At 68.7% G+C, this 15,364-nt stretch carries 16 protein-coding genes; 11 read left to right on the top strand and 5 right to left on the bottom strand.

Annotated elements, in window-relative coordinates; all coding sequences use genetic code 11:
* Positions 1-82 precede the first annotated feature (82 nt).
* The 3 genes from DRW48_RS08975 to DRW48_RS08985 are packed head-to-tail and all read left to right on the top strand — an operon-like array spanning position 83 to position 1,870.
* A complete protein-coding gene (locus DRW48_RS08975; protein WP_114076115.1) occupies positions 83-682 on the top strand; it encodes a uracil-DNA glycosylase family protein in 600 nt (199 codons plus the stop codon).
* Positions 679-1,440, top strand: coding sequence for an SseB family protein (locus DRW48_RS08980; RefSeq protein ID WP_114076116.1), 762 nt, complete (start codon positions 679-681; stop codon positions 1,438-1,440). Before DRW48_RS08975 ends, DRW48_RS08980 begins: the two co-directional genes overlap by 4 nt.
* A 10-nt stretch (positions 1,441-1,450) precedes the next feature.
* On the top strand, positions 1,451-1,870 hold the full coding sequence (locus DRW48_RS08985; protein WP_114076117.1) for a SufE family protein: 420 nt from the start codon (positions 1,451-1,453) through the stop codon (positions 1,868-1,870).
* A gap of 4 nt (positions 1,871-1,874) precedes the next feature.
* On the opposite strand, the gene DRW48_RS08990 is transcribed toward DRW48_RS08985, so the two are convergent.
* A complete protein-coding gene (locus DRW48_RS08990) occupies positions 1,875-3,029 on the bottom strand; it encodes a deoxyguanosinetriphosphate triphosphohydrolase (protein WP_114076118.1) in 1,155 nt (384 codons plus the stop codon).
* An 88-nt stretch (positions 3,030-3,117) separates the two neighbouring features.
* Here DRW48_RS08990 and DRW48_RS08995 point away from each other — a divergent pair, with 88 nt between their 5' ends.
* Positions 3,118-3,462, top strand: coding sequence for a HesB/IscA family protein (locus DRW48_RS08995; protein ID WP_114076120.1), 345 nt, complete (start codon positions 3,118-3,120; stop codon positions 3,460-3,462).
* A gap of 53 nt (positions 3,463-3,515) precedes the next feature.
* Here the strand turns inward: DRW48_RS08995 and DRW48_RS09000 are convergent, their stop codons facing one another.
* Positions 3,516-5,795 carry an NADP-dependent malic enzyme gene (locus DRW48_RS09000; RefSeq protein WP_114076122.1) on the bottom strand — a complete coding sequence of 760 codons (2,280 nt, stop codon included), beginning with the start codon at positions 5,793-5,795 and terminating at the stop codon, positions 3,516-3,518.
* Between the two features lie 191 nt (positions 5,796-5,986).
* On the opposite strand from DRW48_RS09000, the gene DRW48_RS09005 reads away from it, so the two are divergent.
* From DRW48_RS09005 to DRW48_RS15920, 6 genes are all read left to right on the top strand, one after another.
* A complete protein-coding gene (locus DRW48_RS09005; RefSeq protein ID WP_114076123.1) occupies positions 5,987-6,382 on the top strand; it encodes a cytidine deaminase in 396 nt (131 codons plus the stop codon).
* The gene (locus DRW48_RS09010; RefSeq protein ID WP_114076124.1) at positions 6,379-7,698 is read left to right on the top strand and encodes a thymidine phosphorylase; all 1,320 of its coding nucleotides are present in this window, start codon (positions 6,379-6,381) and stop codon (positions 7,696-7,698) included. Before DRW48_RS09005 ends, DRW48_RS09010 begins: the two co-directional genes overlap by 4 nt.
* Entirely contained in the window at positions 7,695-8,882 is a 1,188-nt protein-coding gene (locus tag DRW48_RS09015) for a phosphopentomutase (protein ID WP_114076125.1), read from the top strand. The genes DRW48_RS09010 and DRW48_RS09015 overlap by 4 nt, the downstream gene beginning before the upstream one ends.
* The gene (locus DRW48_RS09020) at positions 8,866-9,843 is read left to right on the top strand and encodes an adenosine deaminase (RefSeq protein WP_241963221.1); all 978 of its coding nucleotides are present in this window, start codon (positions 8,866-8,868) and stop codon (positions 9,841-9,843) included. The genes DRW48_RS09015 and DRW48_RS09020 overlap by 17 nt, the downstream gene beginning before the upstream one ends.
* Positions 9,840-10,475 carry a uracil phosphoribosyltransferase gene (gene upp, locus DRW48_RS09025; RefSeq protein WP_114076126.1) on the top strand — a complete coding sequence of 212 codons (636 nt, stop codon included), beginning with the start codon at positions 9,840-9,842 and terminating at the stop codon, positions 10,473-10,475. The genes DRW48_RS09020 and upp overlap by 4 nt, the downstream gene beginning before the upstream one ends.
* Positions 10,476-10,546: 71 nt before the next feature.
* On the top strand, positions 10,547-11,821 hold the full coding sequence (locus DRW48_RS15920; RefSeq protein WP_162784709.1) for a hypothetical protein: 1,275 nt from the start codon (positions 10,547-10,549) through the stop codon (positions 11,819-11,821).
* Positions 11,822-11,957: 136 nt separating this feature from the next.
* On the opposite strand, the gene DRW48_RS09035 is transcribed toward DRW48_RS15920, so the two are convergent.
* The 3 genes from DRW48_RS09035 to DRW48_RS09045 form a co-directional block, all read right to left on the bottom strand.
* A complete protein-coding gene (locus DRW48_RS09035) occupies positions 11,958-12,983 on the bottom strand; it encodes a hypothetical protein (RefSeq protein WP_114076129.1) in 1,026 nt (341 codons plus the stop codon).
* Between the two features lie 75 nt (positions 12,984-13,058).
* Positions 13,059-13,964, bottom strand: coding sequence for an RNA polymerase sigma factor RpoH (gene rpoH / locus DRW48_RS09040; protein WP_114076130.1), 906 nt, complete (start codon positions 13,962-13,964; stop codon positions 13,059-13,061).
* A gap of 69 nt (positions 13,965-14,033) precedes the next feature.
* A complete protein-coding gene (locus tag DRW48_RS09045) occupies positions 14,034-15,056 on the bottom strand; it encodes an RluA family pseudouridine synthase (protein WP_114076132.1) in 1,023 nt (340 codons plus the stop codon).
* Between DRW48_RS09045 and DRW48_RS09050 the strand changes: the two genes are divergently transcribed.
* Positions 15,055-15,363, top strand: coding sequence for a DUF6476 family protein (locus tag DRW48_RS09050; RefSeq protein ID WP_114076133.1), 309 nt, complete (start codon positions 15,055-15,057; stop codon positions 15,361-15,363). The genes DRW48_RS09045 and DRW48_RS09050 overlap by 2 nt on opposite strands.
* Position 15,364: the final 1 nt, after the last annotated feature.

Below are 15,364 nucleotides of genomic sequence, written 5' to 3' on the forward strand. Positions count from 1 at the left end.
GCCACCACTCGCGCCTGCACATCCGCTGCTGCCATGCCGCCGGCCCCTTTCCGCGCCGCCCCGCCGCGCCTATCTGATCCGCATGCCCGCGCTTATCCCGCAGATCGAGGCTTGCCGCCTTTGTGCCACGCGTTTTGCCGGCACCGCGACGCGCCATGCGCCGCGGCCGGTGGTGTGGTTTGCGCCCGGCGCGCCCATCCTGCTGGTCGGGCAGGCGCCCGGCCTGCGCGTGCATGAGGCGGGCCGCCCCTTCGCCGACGCCTCAGGCAAGCGGCTGCGCGAGTGGATGGGGGTGGACGAGGCCGCCTTTTATGACCGCGCGCGCTTTGCCATCGTGCCAATGGCCTTCTGCTTTCCGGGTTACAACGCGCAGGGTTCCGACCTGCCGCCACCGCCGATCTGTGCCGCGACGTGGCGCCCACAGGTGCTGGACCTGCTGCGGCCGCAGCTGACGCTGCTGATCGGCGGCCACGCCCAGCGCTGGCACCTTGGCGCCGCAGCGACGCGGGGTGGCGTCGGCGCAACCGTCGCCCGTTGGCGCGAGCATGCGCCAGCGATCTTTCCCTTGCCGCACCCGTCGTGGCGCAATACCGGCTGGCTGAAACGCAACCCATGGTTCGAGGCCGAGGTCGTCCCGGCCCTGCGCGCCGCCGTGGACCAAAGCCTGAGGAACCTTGCATGAGTGCGCTCGACGATCTGTGCTCCGTCCCATTCCACGAGGCGGGCGACGCTGCCCGCGCCGCGATCCTGCGCCAGCTGGCCGACACCGAGCTGTTCCTGGCGCTGGCCGAGGACCCGCGGGACGACATCGCTGCCGTGCTGCGCCTGCCCCTGGACGGGGCCGAGGTCGCGCTCGCCTGCGACGACGACGGGCGCCTTGCCGGGGCGCTGGGTCGCCCGGTGGCGCATGTGGCACTGCCGGGCCGCGAGGTCGCGCGCCGCCTTGGCGCCGAGGGGCTGCCGTTGCTGGTCAATCCCGGCGCGCCCTCGGCCATGCTGCTGGACGCCCCCGCGCTGGCCTGGCTGGCGCAGGCGCTGGCCGCCGCCCCGACCGAGGTGGACCAACGGGCCCGCAGCCTGTCGCCCCCCGACCCCGGGCTGGTGGCCGCGCTTGCGCCCGCGCTGGGCAGGCGGCTGGCCGACATGGCCGGGCTGACCACCGGCGCGGTGCTGGTCGCCGCCCAAATGTCGGACGGCAGCGCCACGCATCTGGCGATTCTGTCCGGTACGCCCGACGCTGCGCGGCCGGCGCTGGCGAAGGCAGTGTCCGAGCTGATCGCTTTCCTGCCGCCGCTGCCGGTTCCGGTTGATGTCAGCTTTGCCGACCATCTGCCGATCCCTGCCGGCGCCGTCAGCATACGGGTCGAGCCCGCCCCGAAACCGCCGGCGCCTGCACCCGACGCCCCGGCCGAGCCGCGCCCGCCGCGCCTGCGATTTTAAGGACAAGACCATGGCCCAGCCTGCCTTCGAGGATATCGCCGAGACCTTCGCCTTTCTGGATGATTGGGAGGATCGCTACCGCCACCTGATAGAGATCGGGCGCGAGATGCCGGCGCTGCCCGACGCGCTGAAGGTGCCCGCGACCAAGGTCGAAGGCTGCGCCAGCCAGGTCTGGCTGATGCCGCGGATCGAGGGGCAGGGCGCGGACGCCCGCTTTGACTTTGCGGGCGAGAGCGACGCGATGATCGTGCGCGGGCTGATCGCAGTGCTGCACGCTCTCTATTCGGGTCTGCCGGTGGGCGAGGTGGAAAAGGTCGACGCGCAGGCGGAACTGGCCCGCCTCGGCCTTGACGAGCATCTGTCGGCGCAACGCTCGAACGGATTGCGGGCCATGGTCGCGCGGCTGCGCGCGAGCGCAGCGGCGGCCTGACGGCTCAAGCGAACTCGGACGGCCCGATCAGGCGGTGGTACTCGGCAATCGCGAAACGATCCGTCATCCCGGCGACGTAATCCAGCACGACGCGGGCGCGATGGGCCGGATCGTTGCCGGCCCCCGCGATTTCGGCCTGCCAATCCTCCGGCATCAGGGCGGGCTGGTCCATCAGCAGCGGAAACAACTCGGTCAGCATCTGCGTCACCCGTGCCCGTTCGACCATGACGGTCGGGGCGCGATACATGCGGGTGAACAGGAACCCCTTGATTGCCTTGAGGTTCTGGTAGAGCGGCTTGGAAAAGCGGATGATCGGGCCGTCCATCGCCCGGATCTCGTCGACCGAGCGGGGCTGCGAGGCTGCGAGGCGATTCTGCGCCACTGCGATCACATCCTCGACCATGACGCCGAAGACGCGGCGCAGTGCCTCGTGGCGGCGGCGCATCGGGTCGAGGCCCGGATAGAGGTCGTCAACCTGCGCAAAGGCTGGGCCGATCAGGGGCAGCTCGGCCAGCTCGGCCTCGTCAAACAGTCCCGCGCGCAGGCCGTCGTGCAGGTCGTGATGGTTGTAGGCGACGTCGTCGGCCACCGCTGCGACCTGCGCCTCGGCGCTGGCATTGGTCCCAAGCTCCAGGTCCCACTGGGCATTCACATCGGCCAGGGCATAGGACCAGGGCGGGGCGACCGGCCCGTTGTGCTTGGCGATCCCCTCCAGCGTCTCCCAGGTCAGGTTCAGGCCGTCGAAACCAGCGTAGTGACGCTCCAACCGGGTGACAATGCGCAAGGCCTGCGCGTTGTGATCGAATCCGCCGTAGGGGGCCATCAGGCCGGCCAGGGCATCCTCGCCCGTGTGGCCAAAGGGCGGATGGCCAAGGTCATGGGCCAGGGCCACCGCCTCGGCGAGGTCGGTATCGAGGCCAAGTACCCCGGCGATAGTCCGCGCCACCTGCGCGACCTCGATCGTATGCGTCAGGCGGGTGCGGTAGTAATCGCCCTCGTGCTCGACGAATACCTGCGTCTTGTGCTTGAGGCGGCGAAAGGCGCTGGAATGGATGATGCGGTCGCGGTCCCGCTGCCAGGGCGAGCGAAAGGTAGACAGCGCCTCGTCGTGAAGCCGCCCACGGCTAAGCTCGGGCTGGCAGGCGTAAGGCGCGCGCATCAAACCTCCTTATCGGCACGGGGTTTCTTGCCCGGGGGCCGATGACACCCTATATCGGCGTCATGCCGTCTTTGAACGGGAACGCCCCATGAACCTGCCTTCCGAACTGAACTTGCCGCCGCGCGTGACGCCCCGCGCCTTCGCCCGGCTGGCCGAAATCAATAGTGGCGCCGAGGCGCCCCAACCGCTGCGCGTCGCAGTGCTGGGGGGCGGCTGCTCGGGTTTCCAGTATGACATCCGCCTCGATGCGCCCGGCGAGGGCGATCTGGTCCTCGAGCAGGAGGGTCAGAAGGTGGTCGTCGATCCGGTCTCGTTGCCGTTCCTCGCCGGCGCGGTCATCGACTTTGAAGATGAGTTGATCGGCGCCCGGTTCCATATCGAGAACCCGAACGCGACCTCGTCCTGCGGCTGCGGCACGTCCTTCGCGATCTGACCTCAGGCCGACGGCGAGCGGAGAAAGGCGGGCGAGAGCGCCCGCCTTTTCAATTAGCCGTAATGCTGCACCGGCGTTCCGGCCAGCATGGCCATGTTCAGCAGGCCCCGTGTCGTGACGGAGGGGGTCACGATATGCGCGCGGTTGCCCATGCCCATCAGGATCGGCCCGACCTCCAGCCCGTTGGCCTTGGTCTTGAGGATGTTGCGCACGCCGGACGCGGCGTCGGTGTTCGAGAACACGAGGACGTTTGCCGCCCCCTGCAGGCGTGAGCCGGGGAAAATGCGCTCGCGCAATTCGGGGTCGAGCGCGGCGTCGGTGTGCATCTCGCCGTCATAGGTGAAATCGGCCTCGCGCGCGTCGAGGATTGCCATCGCAGCCCGCATCTTGCGGCCGGATTCGGTTTCGAGGTTGCCGAATTGCGAATGGCTGCACAGCGCTACCTGCGGCTGGACGCCAAAGCGGCGCACGTGCCGGGCCGCGCCGATGGCGCTGTCGGCCACCTCCTGCGGCGAGGGGTCGTGGTTGACCTGCGTGTCCGTGATGAACAGTGGCCCATCCTCAAGGATCATCAGGCTCAGCGCCCCGACCGGGGCAAGGCCGCCGCGCGCCAGCACCTCGCGCACATAACGCAGGTGCCAGTGATACTGCCCGAAGGTGCCGCAGATCATGCTGTCCGCCTCGCCACGGTGGACCATGATCGCGCCGATGGCAGTGGTGTTGGTGCGCATGATCGCGCGAGCGATGTCGGGGCTGACGCCGCGTCGTGCCATCAGGCGGTGATATTCCTCCCAGTAGTCGCGATAGCGGGGGTCATGCTCGGGGTTCACGATCTCGAAATCGCGGCCGGGGCGGATCGGCAGGCCCGCGCGCTCGGCCCGGTGCTCGATCACCTCGGGACGGCCGATCAGTATCGGCACGTCGGTGGTCTCCTCGATCATGGCGTTGGCCGCGCGCAGCACGCGCTCGTCCTCGCCCTCGGCAAAGACGATCCGGCGCGTGGCGGCGGCGGCGGCCTCGAATACCGGGCGCATGATCAGCGCGCTTCGGAAGACCGATCCGTCCAGCTTGCGCTTGTAGGCCCCGATGTCGGCCAGCGGGCGGGTGGCAACCCCGGTCTCCATCGCGGCCTGCGCGACGGCGGTGGCCACCACGCCGATCAGTCGCGGGTCGAACGGCTTGGGGATCAGGTAGTCGGGGCCAAAGCTCAGCCGCTCGCCGCGATAGGCCGCCGCCGCCTCGGCCGAGGTCGTGGCCCGGGCGAGGCCAGCGATGCCGTCGATACAGGCCAACTGCATGGCGTCATTGATCTGCGTGGCGCCCACGTCGAGGGCGCCGCGGAAGATGAAGGGAAAGCACAGGACGTTATTGACCTGGTTAGGAAAATCCGAGCGGCCGGTGGCGATGATCGCATCCGGCGCGACGCTGCGCACCTCGTCGGGCAGAATTTCCGGCGTGGGGTTTGCCAGGGCGAAGACGATCGGCTGCGGCGTCATCTGGGCGACCATCTCGGCAGTCAGCACGCCAGGGCCGGAGAGGCCGAGGAACATGTCCGCGCCGATGATGACGTCGCCGAGGGTCGCTGGCCCTCCCGGCTGGGCGAAGGCTGCCTTTTGCGGCGTCATGTCGGCCTCGCGGCCCTCATAGACCAGCCCGTGAAGGTCAAGCAGAAAGACATTCTCGCGCTGCACGCCCAACTTCAGCAACATGTTCAGGCAGGCGATGCCGGCCGCCCCGCCGCCGGTCGAGACCACCTTGATGTCGGCAAACCGCTTGCCGGCGATCAGCAACGCGTTGGTCGCGGCCGCCCCGACGACGATTGCGGTGCCGTGCTGGTCGTCGTGGAAAACGGGAATGTTCATCCGCTCGCGGCAGATCTTTTCGACGATAAAACAGTCTGGTGCCTTGATGTCCTCGAGGTTGACGGCACCGAATGTGGGCTCCAGCGCGCAGACGAGGTCGGCCAGGCGCTCTGGGTCGGTCTCGGCGATTTCCAGGTCGAAGCAGTCGATATTGGCGAATTTCTTGAAGAGGACGGCCTTGCCCTCCATCACCGGCTTGGACGCCAGCGGGCCGATATTGCCGAGGCCCAGCACGGCGGTGCCGTTGCTGACCACCGCGACCAGATTGCCGCGCGCGGTGTAGCGGGCCGCGTCGGCCGGGTTCGCCTTGATCTCCAGACAGGCCTCGGCGACGCCCGGCGAATAGGCGCGGGCGAGATCTCGGCCGTTGGCCAAGGGCTTGGTGGCGCGGACCTCGAGTTTTCCGGGATGGGGAAACTCGTGATAATCGAGCGCCGATTGCCGCGCGCTGTCCTGCCGCCGATCGTCCATCCCCGCGCCCCTCCCTGGTTGCCACATATCTGCGTAGCGCATCGGCCGGGGCTGCGGAACCGGGCTTTCGCGCAAGGGTCATCGCGCCCGATTGCGATAATCCCTTGAGAGCGCCCGACGACTCAAGGCCGCCCTTGCACCCACACCCGCCGCGCGCGAGACTTGCCGCCAACAGATCCGGAGGGTGCCCGATGTCGCTTCTCGATGCAGCCCGCGCCGTGCGCGAGCGTGCCTATGCACCCTATTCCCGCTTCAAGGTGGGTGCGGCAATCCGTGTCCCTTCGGGCCAGGTCTATTCCGGCTGCAATGTCGAGAATGTCGCCTATCCGGAAGGCACCTGCGCCGAGGCGGGCGCCATTGCGGCCATGATCGCCGCGGGCGAGACGCAGATCATCGAAGTCGCGGTCATTGCCGATGCGCCGGCCCCGGTGCCGCCCTGCGGCGGCTGCCGCCAGAAGCTGGCGGAGTTCGCGCGGGGCGAGACGCCGGTCCTGCTGGCGACCACCGGCGGGCAGACACTTGCCACCACCGTGGGCGAGCTGCTGCCGGGCCGGTTCGAGGTCGCCCACATGGCCGGCAGCGAATGACCGACGGCGCACCCGACCCGCGCCCGGTCATCGCAGCGGTGCGCGACGGGCGGGGCCTCGATTCGGACGGCGCAGGGATCATCGCGCGCGGCCTTGCCTCGGGTGCGCTCAGCGACGCGCAGGCCGGCGCCTTTGCGATGGCGGTGCTGACGCGCGGAATCGGCATGTCCGGGCGGGTAGCGCTGACTGGCGCGATGCGCGATTCGGGCCGGATGCTGACCTGGGACCTGCCCGGGCTAGTGGTCGACAAGCATTCGACCGGCGGGATCGGCGATACTGTCTCGCTGGTCCTGGCGCCGGTCTTGGCCGCCTGCGGTGCCTATGTGCCCATGATCTCTGGTCGCGGCCTCGGGCACACCGGAGGCACGCTCGACAAGCTTGAGGCGATTCCCGGGCTGCGCACCGACTTGGACGAGGCCGCGTTACGTGCCCTCGTTGGCCGTACGGGCTGCGCCATCGTCGCGGCCTCCGCCGATCTGGCACCGGCCGACCGGCGCCTCTACGCCATCCGTGACGAAGCTGCGGCGGTCGAGAGCGTCGATCTGATCACCGCCTCGATCCTGTCGAAAAAGCTGGCGGCGGGTCTGGATGCGCTCGTTCTGGACGTCAAAAGCGGCTCTGGCGCTTTCCTTAAGACGCCGGCCGAGGCGGAGGCCCTGGCCGAGGCGCTGGTCGATACGGCAAACGGCGCCGGCTGCCGGACCTCGGCGCTGCTGACCGACATGGACCAGCCGCTCGCCCGCGCCGCCGGCAACGCGCTTGAGGTCATGGAGGCAATCGACTGCCTGCGCGGCGCGCCATCTGCGCTGCGCGACCTGACGCTGGCGCTGGCGGCCGAGTGCCTGGCTCTCGTCGGCCAAGCGGACCCACTGGCGGCGGTGACGCGCGCCCTCGACAGCGGCGCGGCGGCCGAGCGTTTTGCGGCGATGATCGCCGGGCAGGGCGGTCCGACCGATCTGGTCGACGCACCCGCGCGGCATCTCGCCGCGGCCCCCGTGGTCCGAGATGTCTACCCCGCGTCAGCCGATGCGATTGCCGCAATCGACGCCACCGCCATTGGCGAGGCGGTGGTCGCCCTCGGCGGCGGGCGGGTGCGCGCGGGCCAGGCGCTGGACCCCAGCGTCGGCTTTTCCCACCTCGCACGGCTGGGCGAGTTGGCCGGTCCGGACCAACCCCTCGGCCGGGTTCATGCGGCTAGCGAGGCCGCGGCCGATGTGGCCGCCGCCCGCCTGCGCACCGCTTATCAGCTGGGGACTGCCCCCGCGCCGCGGCCGCAGGTCTTGTCCCGCGTTTCCCCCTCCGGGCACGCTGAATGAGCCGCGCCTTCCTGATCGTGATGGACAGTGTTGGCATCGGCGGCGCGCCGGACGCGGGTGCGTTCTTCAACGGGACGCGCCCCGACACCGGCGCCAACACGCTGGCTCATATCGCGGCGCAGCGCCCATTGCGCATGCCGAATCTCGACCGCCTCGGCCTCGGCGCGGCATTGGCGCTGGCCTCTGGGGCGAGGGCGCCCGGCCTCGGCGCGGTGCCCGAAGGGCTGTGGGGCGCCGCGACCGAGGTCTCGCACGGCAAGGACACCCCGACCGGCCATTGGGAGCTTGCCGGTGTTCCTACCCCTTGGGAATGGAGGGTGTTTCCTGACAGCTGCCCGGCGTTTCCGGAGTCCCTGACGGACCGGATCACCGCCCTGGCGGGGGTGGACGGCGTGTTGGGCAACGCGCATGCCTCCGGGACCGAGGTGATCGAGCGCCTTGGTTCGCAACACATGCAGACCGGCTGGCCGATCGTCTACACCTCGGCCGACAGCGTCATCCAGATCGCCGCGCATGAGGAAAGCTTCGGATTGCAACGCCTGCTGGACCTTTGCGCCGCCCTCGCCCCCGAGGTTCACGCCATGCGCGTGGGCCGCGTCATCGCCCGGCCTTTCATCGGCGGGCCGGGCAGTTTTCAGCGCACGGCCCATCGGCGCGACTTTGCGGCCGAACCCCCGGCCGCCACCATTCTGGAACGCACCGCAGCAGCCGGCCGCGCCACCCACGCCATTGGCAAGATCGGCGACATCTTTTCCATGCGCGGCATCGGCAAGCTTTGGAAGGGCGACGGCGACGCGGCCCTCGCGGATCACTTGCTGAGCCTTGCCGGCACCGCCGAGGATGGCAGCCTGACCTTCGCCAATTTCGTCGAGTTCGACAGCCGCTTCGGTCACCGTCGGGACGTCGCGGGCTACGCCAGTGCATTGGAATGGTTCGATCAAGTTGCGGGCGAATTCCTCGCCCGCCTGCGCCCGGGCGATCTGGCGATCTTCACTGCCGACCATGGCAACGATCCCAGCTGGAGCGGCACCGATCACACGCGCGAGCGGGTCCCGGTCCTCGGATGGGGCGTGGGCCCGCGGGCCATCGGTCTGGTCAGCTTCGCCGATGTCGGCGCCTCGGTCGCCGCCCATCTGGGCCTCGCGCCAACAACCAAGGGCAGCTTCCTTGATCCCCAAGATTGAACTGCACCTGCACCTCGAAGGCGCGGCACCGCCCGCATTCGTGCGCGGCCTAGCCGGCGCCAAGAGCCTGCGCCTCGATTCGATCTTTGACGCCGCGGGAAACTATTCCTACCGCGGCTTCAATGATTTCCTGCGGGTTTATGAGGCCGCGACCAGCGTTATCCGTGGCCCGCAGGATTATGCCGCCCTGCTGCGCGCCGTGCTGGAGGAGGCCGCCGAACAAGGTGCGATCTACGTCGAGACCTTCGTCTCGCCCGAGTTCTGCGGCGGTGCCGACCTCGGTGCCTGGCGCGATCACGTCGCAGCCATGAGCGAGGTCGCCGTGCAGATGGCCGCGCAAGGCATCGACAGCCGCGCCATCATCACCCCGATCCGCCATTTCGGCCCCGAACGCGCCCGCGCCTCCGCCCGTTGCGCGGTCGAGACGGCGTCCGAGGACGGTTCCGGCTGGGTCTCGGGCTTTGGCCTCGCTGGCGATGAAACCAAAGGCCTGCCAAAGGATTACGCCTGGTCCTTTGACTGCGCGCGCGAGGCGGGACTGGGCCTGACATGCCATGCGGGCGAGTGGTGCGGACCGGATCGCATCCGCAGCACATGGCGCGATCTTGGCGTCAGCCGCCTTGGCCACGGCGTCCGCGCTATCGGGGATGCGGACCTCGTGCGCGATCTGGCCGAGGCTGGCGTCACGCTGGAGGTTTGTCCCGGCAGCAACGTGGTCCTGGGCATTTACCCCTCGATTGCCGACCATCCCATTGCCCGGCTGGTCGATGCCGGTTGCCGCGTCACGGTCTCGACCGACGATCCGCCGTTCTTTCACACCACGCTCGGCGCGGAATATGATGCCCTCGCGGACGCGTTCGGCTGGGCTGAGGACGAGTTTCGGCAGATGAATCTTTGGGCTGCCGAGGCTGCATTCTGCGACGCGGCCACCCGCCAGCGCCTGAAGGAGAAAGTTTCGTGACCCAGCCCCATCTGACGATCGTTCAACACCCCCTGGTCCAGCACAAGCTGACGATCATGCGCGACAAGAACACCTCGACTGCCGGGTTCCGACGCCTGCTGCGCGAGATTTCCCTGCTGCTCGCCTACGAGGTGACGCGCGAGCTGGACCTGACAACGACGACCATCGAAACCCCCGTCTGCCAGATGGAGGCGCCGACGCTGGAGGGCAAAAAGCTGGCCCTGATCTCGATCCTGCGGGCCGGCAATGGGTTGATGGACGGGATCCTCGAACTGATCCCGGCCGCGCGCGTCGGCTTTATCGGGCTTTACCGCGACCCGGAGACCCTGCAGCCGGTGAAATACTATTCAAAGGTTCCCGCCGACCTGGACCTGCGCATGGTGATCGCCGTCGATCCGATGCTGGCGACGGGTAACAGTTCGGTCGCAGCGATCGATCTTCTGAAGGAGGCAGGGGCGAAGAATCTGCGATTCCTGTGCCTTCTGGCCGCCCCGGAAGGGGTTGCGCGGATGCGCGACGCGCATCCGGATGTGCCGATCTTTACCGCGGCCCTGGACGAGCGGCTGGACGATCACGGGTATATCGTGCCCGGTCTGGGGGATGCCGGTGACCGGATGTTCGGCACGAAGTGAGAGCCTGTTAACCGGCGATTAGGCGGCACCCGCTAGACCGGTCCTGACGGACTGATTCGGGGCTGGTCTGCATGGTGCGCATATTTCTGTTGTTGCTCTGCTGTGTGTGGGGCACGGCGATCGCCGCACAGGAAGCCGCGCCGGGGGACGTGGCACCCACCATCCGGCCAGCAGAGGTCCCCCCGGCCGCCTTTACCGGGCGGCAATATGTCGACAGCGCCGGCTGCGTATTTGTCCGCAACGGCCGCCAATGGCAGCCACGGCTAGATGGCACCGGGGCCGTAATATGCGGCTATCCCCCGACCCCGGGGAGTTGGTCCGACGCGCGACCTTTTCCGGTGGAAAAGGGGGAGAACGGCGTCACTGCCATGCCGGGAATGGAGAAGGTCGAAGCGCGCCTGCTCACCGCGCTCGCGAGCGAGATGCGTCCGGGCGAATTTGTATCGGTGCGAGCTGCGGCACTGCAGGCCGGGGAGCGGAGTCCCGACCGTCCTGTGCCTGTCCCGGACGCGGCGGCAAGATCGGGCATGGTTGATCCCGCAACGGCGACATCGGCCACAGCGGATGAAGGTCTTTCGCTCCCGTCGTCACCCGAGACCGAGGGCATCGGCGCAAGTCAGAATGATGGGTTGCCAATGGCGGCTGCGGATGGACCTGCCTCGGTCGAAGCCAACGGTCCCGATGACCAAACCCTTGGCCGACAAATCTCTGTTAGCGTAAACGTCCAGCCGCTCATCGCGAGCGCCAGTGCCGCGAGCCTGCATCCCGACCAGCGGCTGTGCAGGCTGCTCGGCCTGTCCGCCGCGTCATCAAGCAGACCGGCGAAACTGAAGGAGGATCCGACCGGAGGATACTGCGCGGGCGGTCTGTTGGAGCCGCGGGGCTTTCGCTACCGCAGCGGTCGGCTCGCCGACGCTGTTCCAAGGGCGGCTGCGGCTGCGGGCGCTTCGGATCGCTTTGATAAGGCCACAGATGCGAAGGGCGCCCGTTCCGACGTCCTGCGCCGAGGTAACCCGAAGTCGCTGAAGAATGCCCGGGCACCTTCAGTAGGAAAATCTGGCGTCATGGGACCGACCGGAGGCGCCGCCAGAAAAGACAAAGCATCCCGAACTGCAGCGATGATCCCCGCCGGTGCACGATGGCTGCAGATCGGGGTTTACGCGGATGCCGACTCGGTCAACGCTGGCTTGAGCCGGCTGGCTGCGGCCGGTTTCCCTGCGGCGAGAGGGACCGCAGCGCGGGGCCGCGATGCGATACTTGCCGGGCCCTACCCGACGCGGGAGGGCATCGTCAGCGCCTATGATCGCCTCACCCGCGCCGGGTTCGCGGCTTTGATCCCAAGGTAAAGAGCGTTGCCACGCGAACCCTGAGGCCAAGCCTCGCGGACCTGCGGCAGGGGCCGTCGGCCCTGCGATGGCAGACGCGATCCAATGCATCGGCTGCGAAGAGGGATTATTCAGAGACAGGCAGAGATGCCCGCGCCTACTCGTCGCAAATTCCCCGCAAGGTCTGCCATTCGTCCTTGGTCAGTGGCGGCTGGTCGGGCAAGCGGGTGCGGTATGGATCAGCCTCGATCAGGACCAGCGTCGACTCCCCGCTGGGGTCGACGTCGCGGGCGTATGGCTCGCTGGGTACGCCCGCGCGGGTGAACGCGGCGAGGAGGGGGTCGTCACTCGCGCGGGGCTCGGGCGCAGTCAGCAACGACTGGCCGTAACCATCAAGGGCGCCGGGCGGCAGCCCGCCCCGGGTCAGCAGCTGAAGCACCGCTCGGGAGCCCGCGTGCTGTAGGGCCCCCCGCAGGGGATCGACCTCGGAAGCATAGGCATCGGCCGCGATCACATGGCCAAGGGCGGCCTCGGCCGGGACCTCGCCCGCGTCCAGAAGGTTTGGCCCCATGACCGTGATCCGGCCGGGCAGGGTGCGCGCGCCCTTCAGGCCCGCGGGCAACACCTCGATCCGGCCGCCTTGACCCAGCAGGCGTGGGCCGAGGCGGGCGAGGACCTGGGCGGGCGCTGGACGCCCGCAGGCCGGTCCCGTCACCCGCGTCATATCATCAAGGATGCTGTTGCCGATTGCCAGTCGCTGCGCCGGCGGGGCGATGCGGATGGCATAATCCAGCATGGCCCCCGGCAGCCACCAGGCGGCGACGGCGAAGAGTGCGACGGCAATCGCCGCCATGCCGCCGCTGCGCAACCGGCCCGGGTGCGGGCGCGCCTGGGCGATCGCGTGATGAATCTTGTCGATGGCGCCGATCATCAGCGGATCAGCAACCTCCAACTCCTCATCGCCGGTCGCGCCCGCGGGCGCGTAAAGTGCTGGCAGGCGGCCGGGGTTAAGGCGCATCACTGCGGGCAGTGACCAATGCGACAGGGGCACCTCGGAGCGTGGATCGCTGAGGACCAACGTCGCATCGCCAAAACTGACGATCACCTCGCGCCGTTGCGCGGACGGGCCGGGACGCCAGGTCCCCGCCGCCTCAAGCCGCTGATACTGCGCAAGCGCCGTCATGAAGCTGCCGCCATTCCCCGCCGCAAGGCGTCACCCGTCGTCGCAAGGCAACCTAAGCCCCCGAGGGGCGGGGGATCAATCGCGCTCGGGCACGGCCATGCCGCGATCGCGAGCCAGTGCGCGCATCCGCGTCTGCAGCTTTTCAAAGGCGCGCACCTCGATCTGGCGGATGCGCTCGCGGCTGACGCCATAGCGGCCCGAGAGTTCCTCCAGCGTCAGGGGGTTGTCCCGCAGCCGCCGCTCGACCAGGACGTCACGCTCACGCTCGTTCAGATCGACCATTGCCGAAGCCATCAGGCTGCGGCGCGCGTCGAGTTCGTCCGCCTCTGCGAAGGCCTCGGCCTGGTTCGCGTCTTCGTCTTCCAGCCAGTCCTGCCATTGCGCGGTACTGTCACCGTCGCTGGCCCCGACCTGCGCGTTCAGCGAGGCGTCAGAGCCGGCGAGGCGGCGGTTCATGTCAATGACCTCGCGCTCGGTCACATTCAACTCGGTCGCGATACGGGCCAGGTTCTCGGGCCGCAGGTCACCCTCTTCCAGCGCACCGATCTTGGATTTCGCCTTGCGCAGGTTGAAGAACAGCTTTTTCTGGGCCGAGGTCGTCCCCATCTTCACCAGGCTCCACGAGCGCAGGATGTATTCCTGGATCGACGCGCGGATCCACCACATCGCGTAGGTCGCGAGGCGAAAGCCGCGCTCTGGATCGAAGCGCTTGACGGCCTGCATCAGGCCGACGTTCGCCTCGCTGATGACCTCGGCCTGCGGCAGGCCGTAGCCGCGATAACCCATGGCAATCTTCGCCGCGAGGCGCAGGTGCGAGGTGACCAGCTTGTGGGCGGCGGCGCTGTCCTCGTGATCGACCCATGCCTTGGCCAGCATGTATTCCTCCTCCGGTTCGAGGAGGGGGAACTTGCGAATCTCCTGCATGTAGCGGTTGAGCCCCTGTTCGGGGCTGGGCGCGGGAAGGTTGGTATAGCTGGCCATGGTATCCTTTCGCCGCGTGAGAGGCGGCACGGGGCGTGCTGCCAACGCAGGATCGCCGGTGTGGGTTCCCTAGGCGTCGGCGCGTTGCAGGGCAGCCAGCAGCCCGGCCATGTCGGACGGTAGCGGGCTGTCGAATCGCAATGTCTCACTGCTCAGCGGGTGGACAAAGCCCAGATGGGCGGCGTGCAGCGCCTGCCGGGGAAACGCTGCAGCAAGCTCGGCCGCCGGGCCGAGGGCGCGGGTCGAGGCGCGTCGCGCGCCGCCGTAGACTGGATCACCGATCAGCGACAGGCCGCAATAGGCCAGGTGCACGCGGATCTGATGGGTGCGCCCGGTCTCCAGCTGGCACTCGACCAGCATCGCGGCTGGCGGGGTGCCAAACGACTCGATCATGCGCGCGCGGGTGACCGCATGCCGGCCGCGCGCAACCACGGCCTGGCGTTGGCGGTCACCCGGGTGGCGGCCCAGGTGATTCGCGACCTTCAAGACGCCCCCCGGCTCGAAGCTCGTGCCCTTCAGGCCGCGCAGCCGCGCGTCCGCAGGGTCGATCACGCCATTCGCGAGGGCCAGATAGCGCCGCTCTGCCGTGTGCGCGGCGAATTGCGCCGCCAGCGTCTGGTGGGCGTGGTCGGTCTTGGCCACCACCAGCAGGCCGGACGTGTCCTTGTCGATCCGGTGGACGATCCCAGGACGGGCGACACCGCCGACGCCCGACAACTCGCCCTCGCAATGCGCCAGCAGCGCGTTGACCAGCGTGCCGGCGGGGCTGCCGGGGGCAGGATGCACGACCATGCCGGCGGGCTTGTCGATGACAATCAGCGCCTCGTCCTCGTAGGCGATGGCCAGCTGGATATCCTCGGCCACCGTGTCGACCGGGGCCGGCGGCGGCAGTGCGACATGGTAGTCTCCGGGCTGGGCCGTGCCCTTGCCGTCGCGCACGATGCCGGCCGGCCCGGTGATCGCGCCCTCTGCCATCAGCCGGGCGATGCGGGTGCGCGACAGGCCCTCGCCCTCTGGCGCGAGGGAGGCGAGCGTCTTATCAAGCCGCTCGGGCGGCAGGTCGGTCGGAACGGTGACAATGAGGTGGGCCATGGGCGATGATCTAGCAGACCCGCCTGCCCCGCCGGAAGCCTTGCCGCATCTGCGTTATCTCAAGGCTCTGGTGTCCGGGCTCGCGGTGGTGATGGGGTTGGGTATTCTGGCAATTGTGGCGCTGCTGTGGCTGCGGCTGGGGGCGACCGGGCCGGTTCTGCCGCCGCAACTGGCCCTGCCGAGCGGCGAGGTGGCGGAGGCCGTGACCCAGACGGCAACGCGGGTGATCGTCGTGACAAGGGCAGGGCGCGTGCTGGTCTATGACCCGGCCGGCGCCCTGCAGCAGGAAATCAAGCTGACCGAATAGG

The organism is Paracoccus suum, from assembly GCF_003324675.1.
In the GTDB taxonomy this organism is placed as follows: Bacteria; Pseudomonadota; Alphaproteobacteria; order Rhodobacterales; family Rhodobacteraceae; genus Paracoccus; species Paracoccus suum.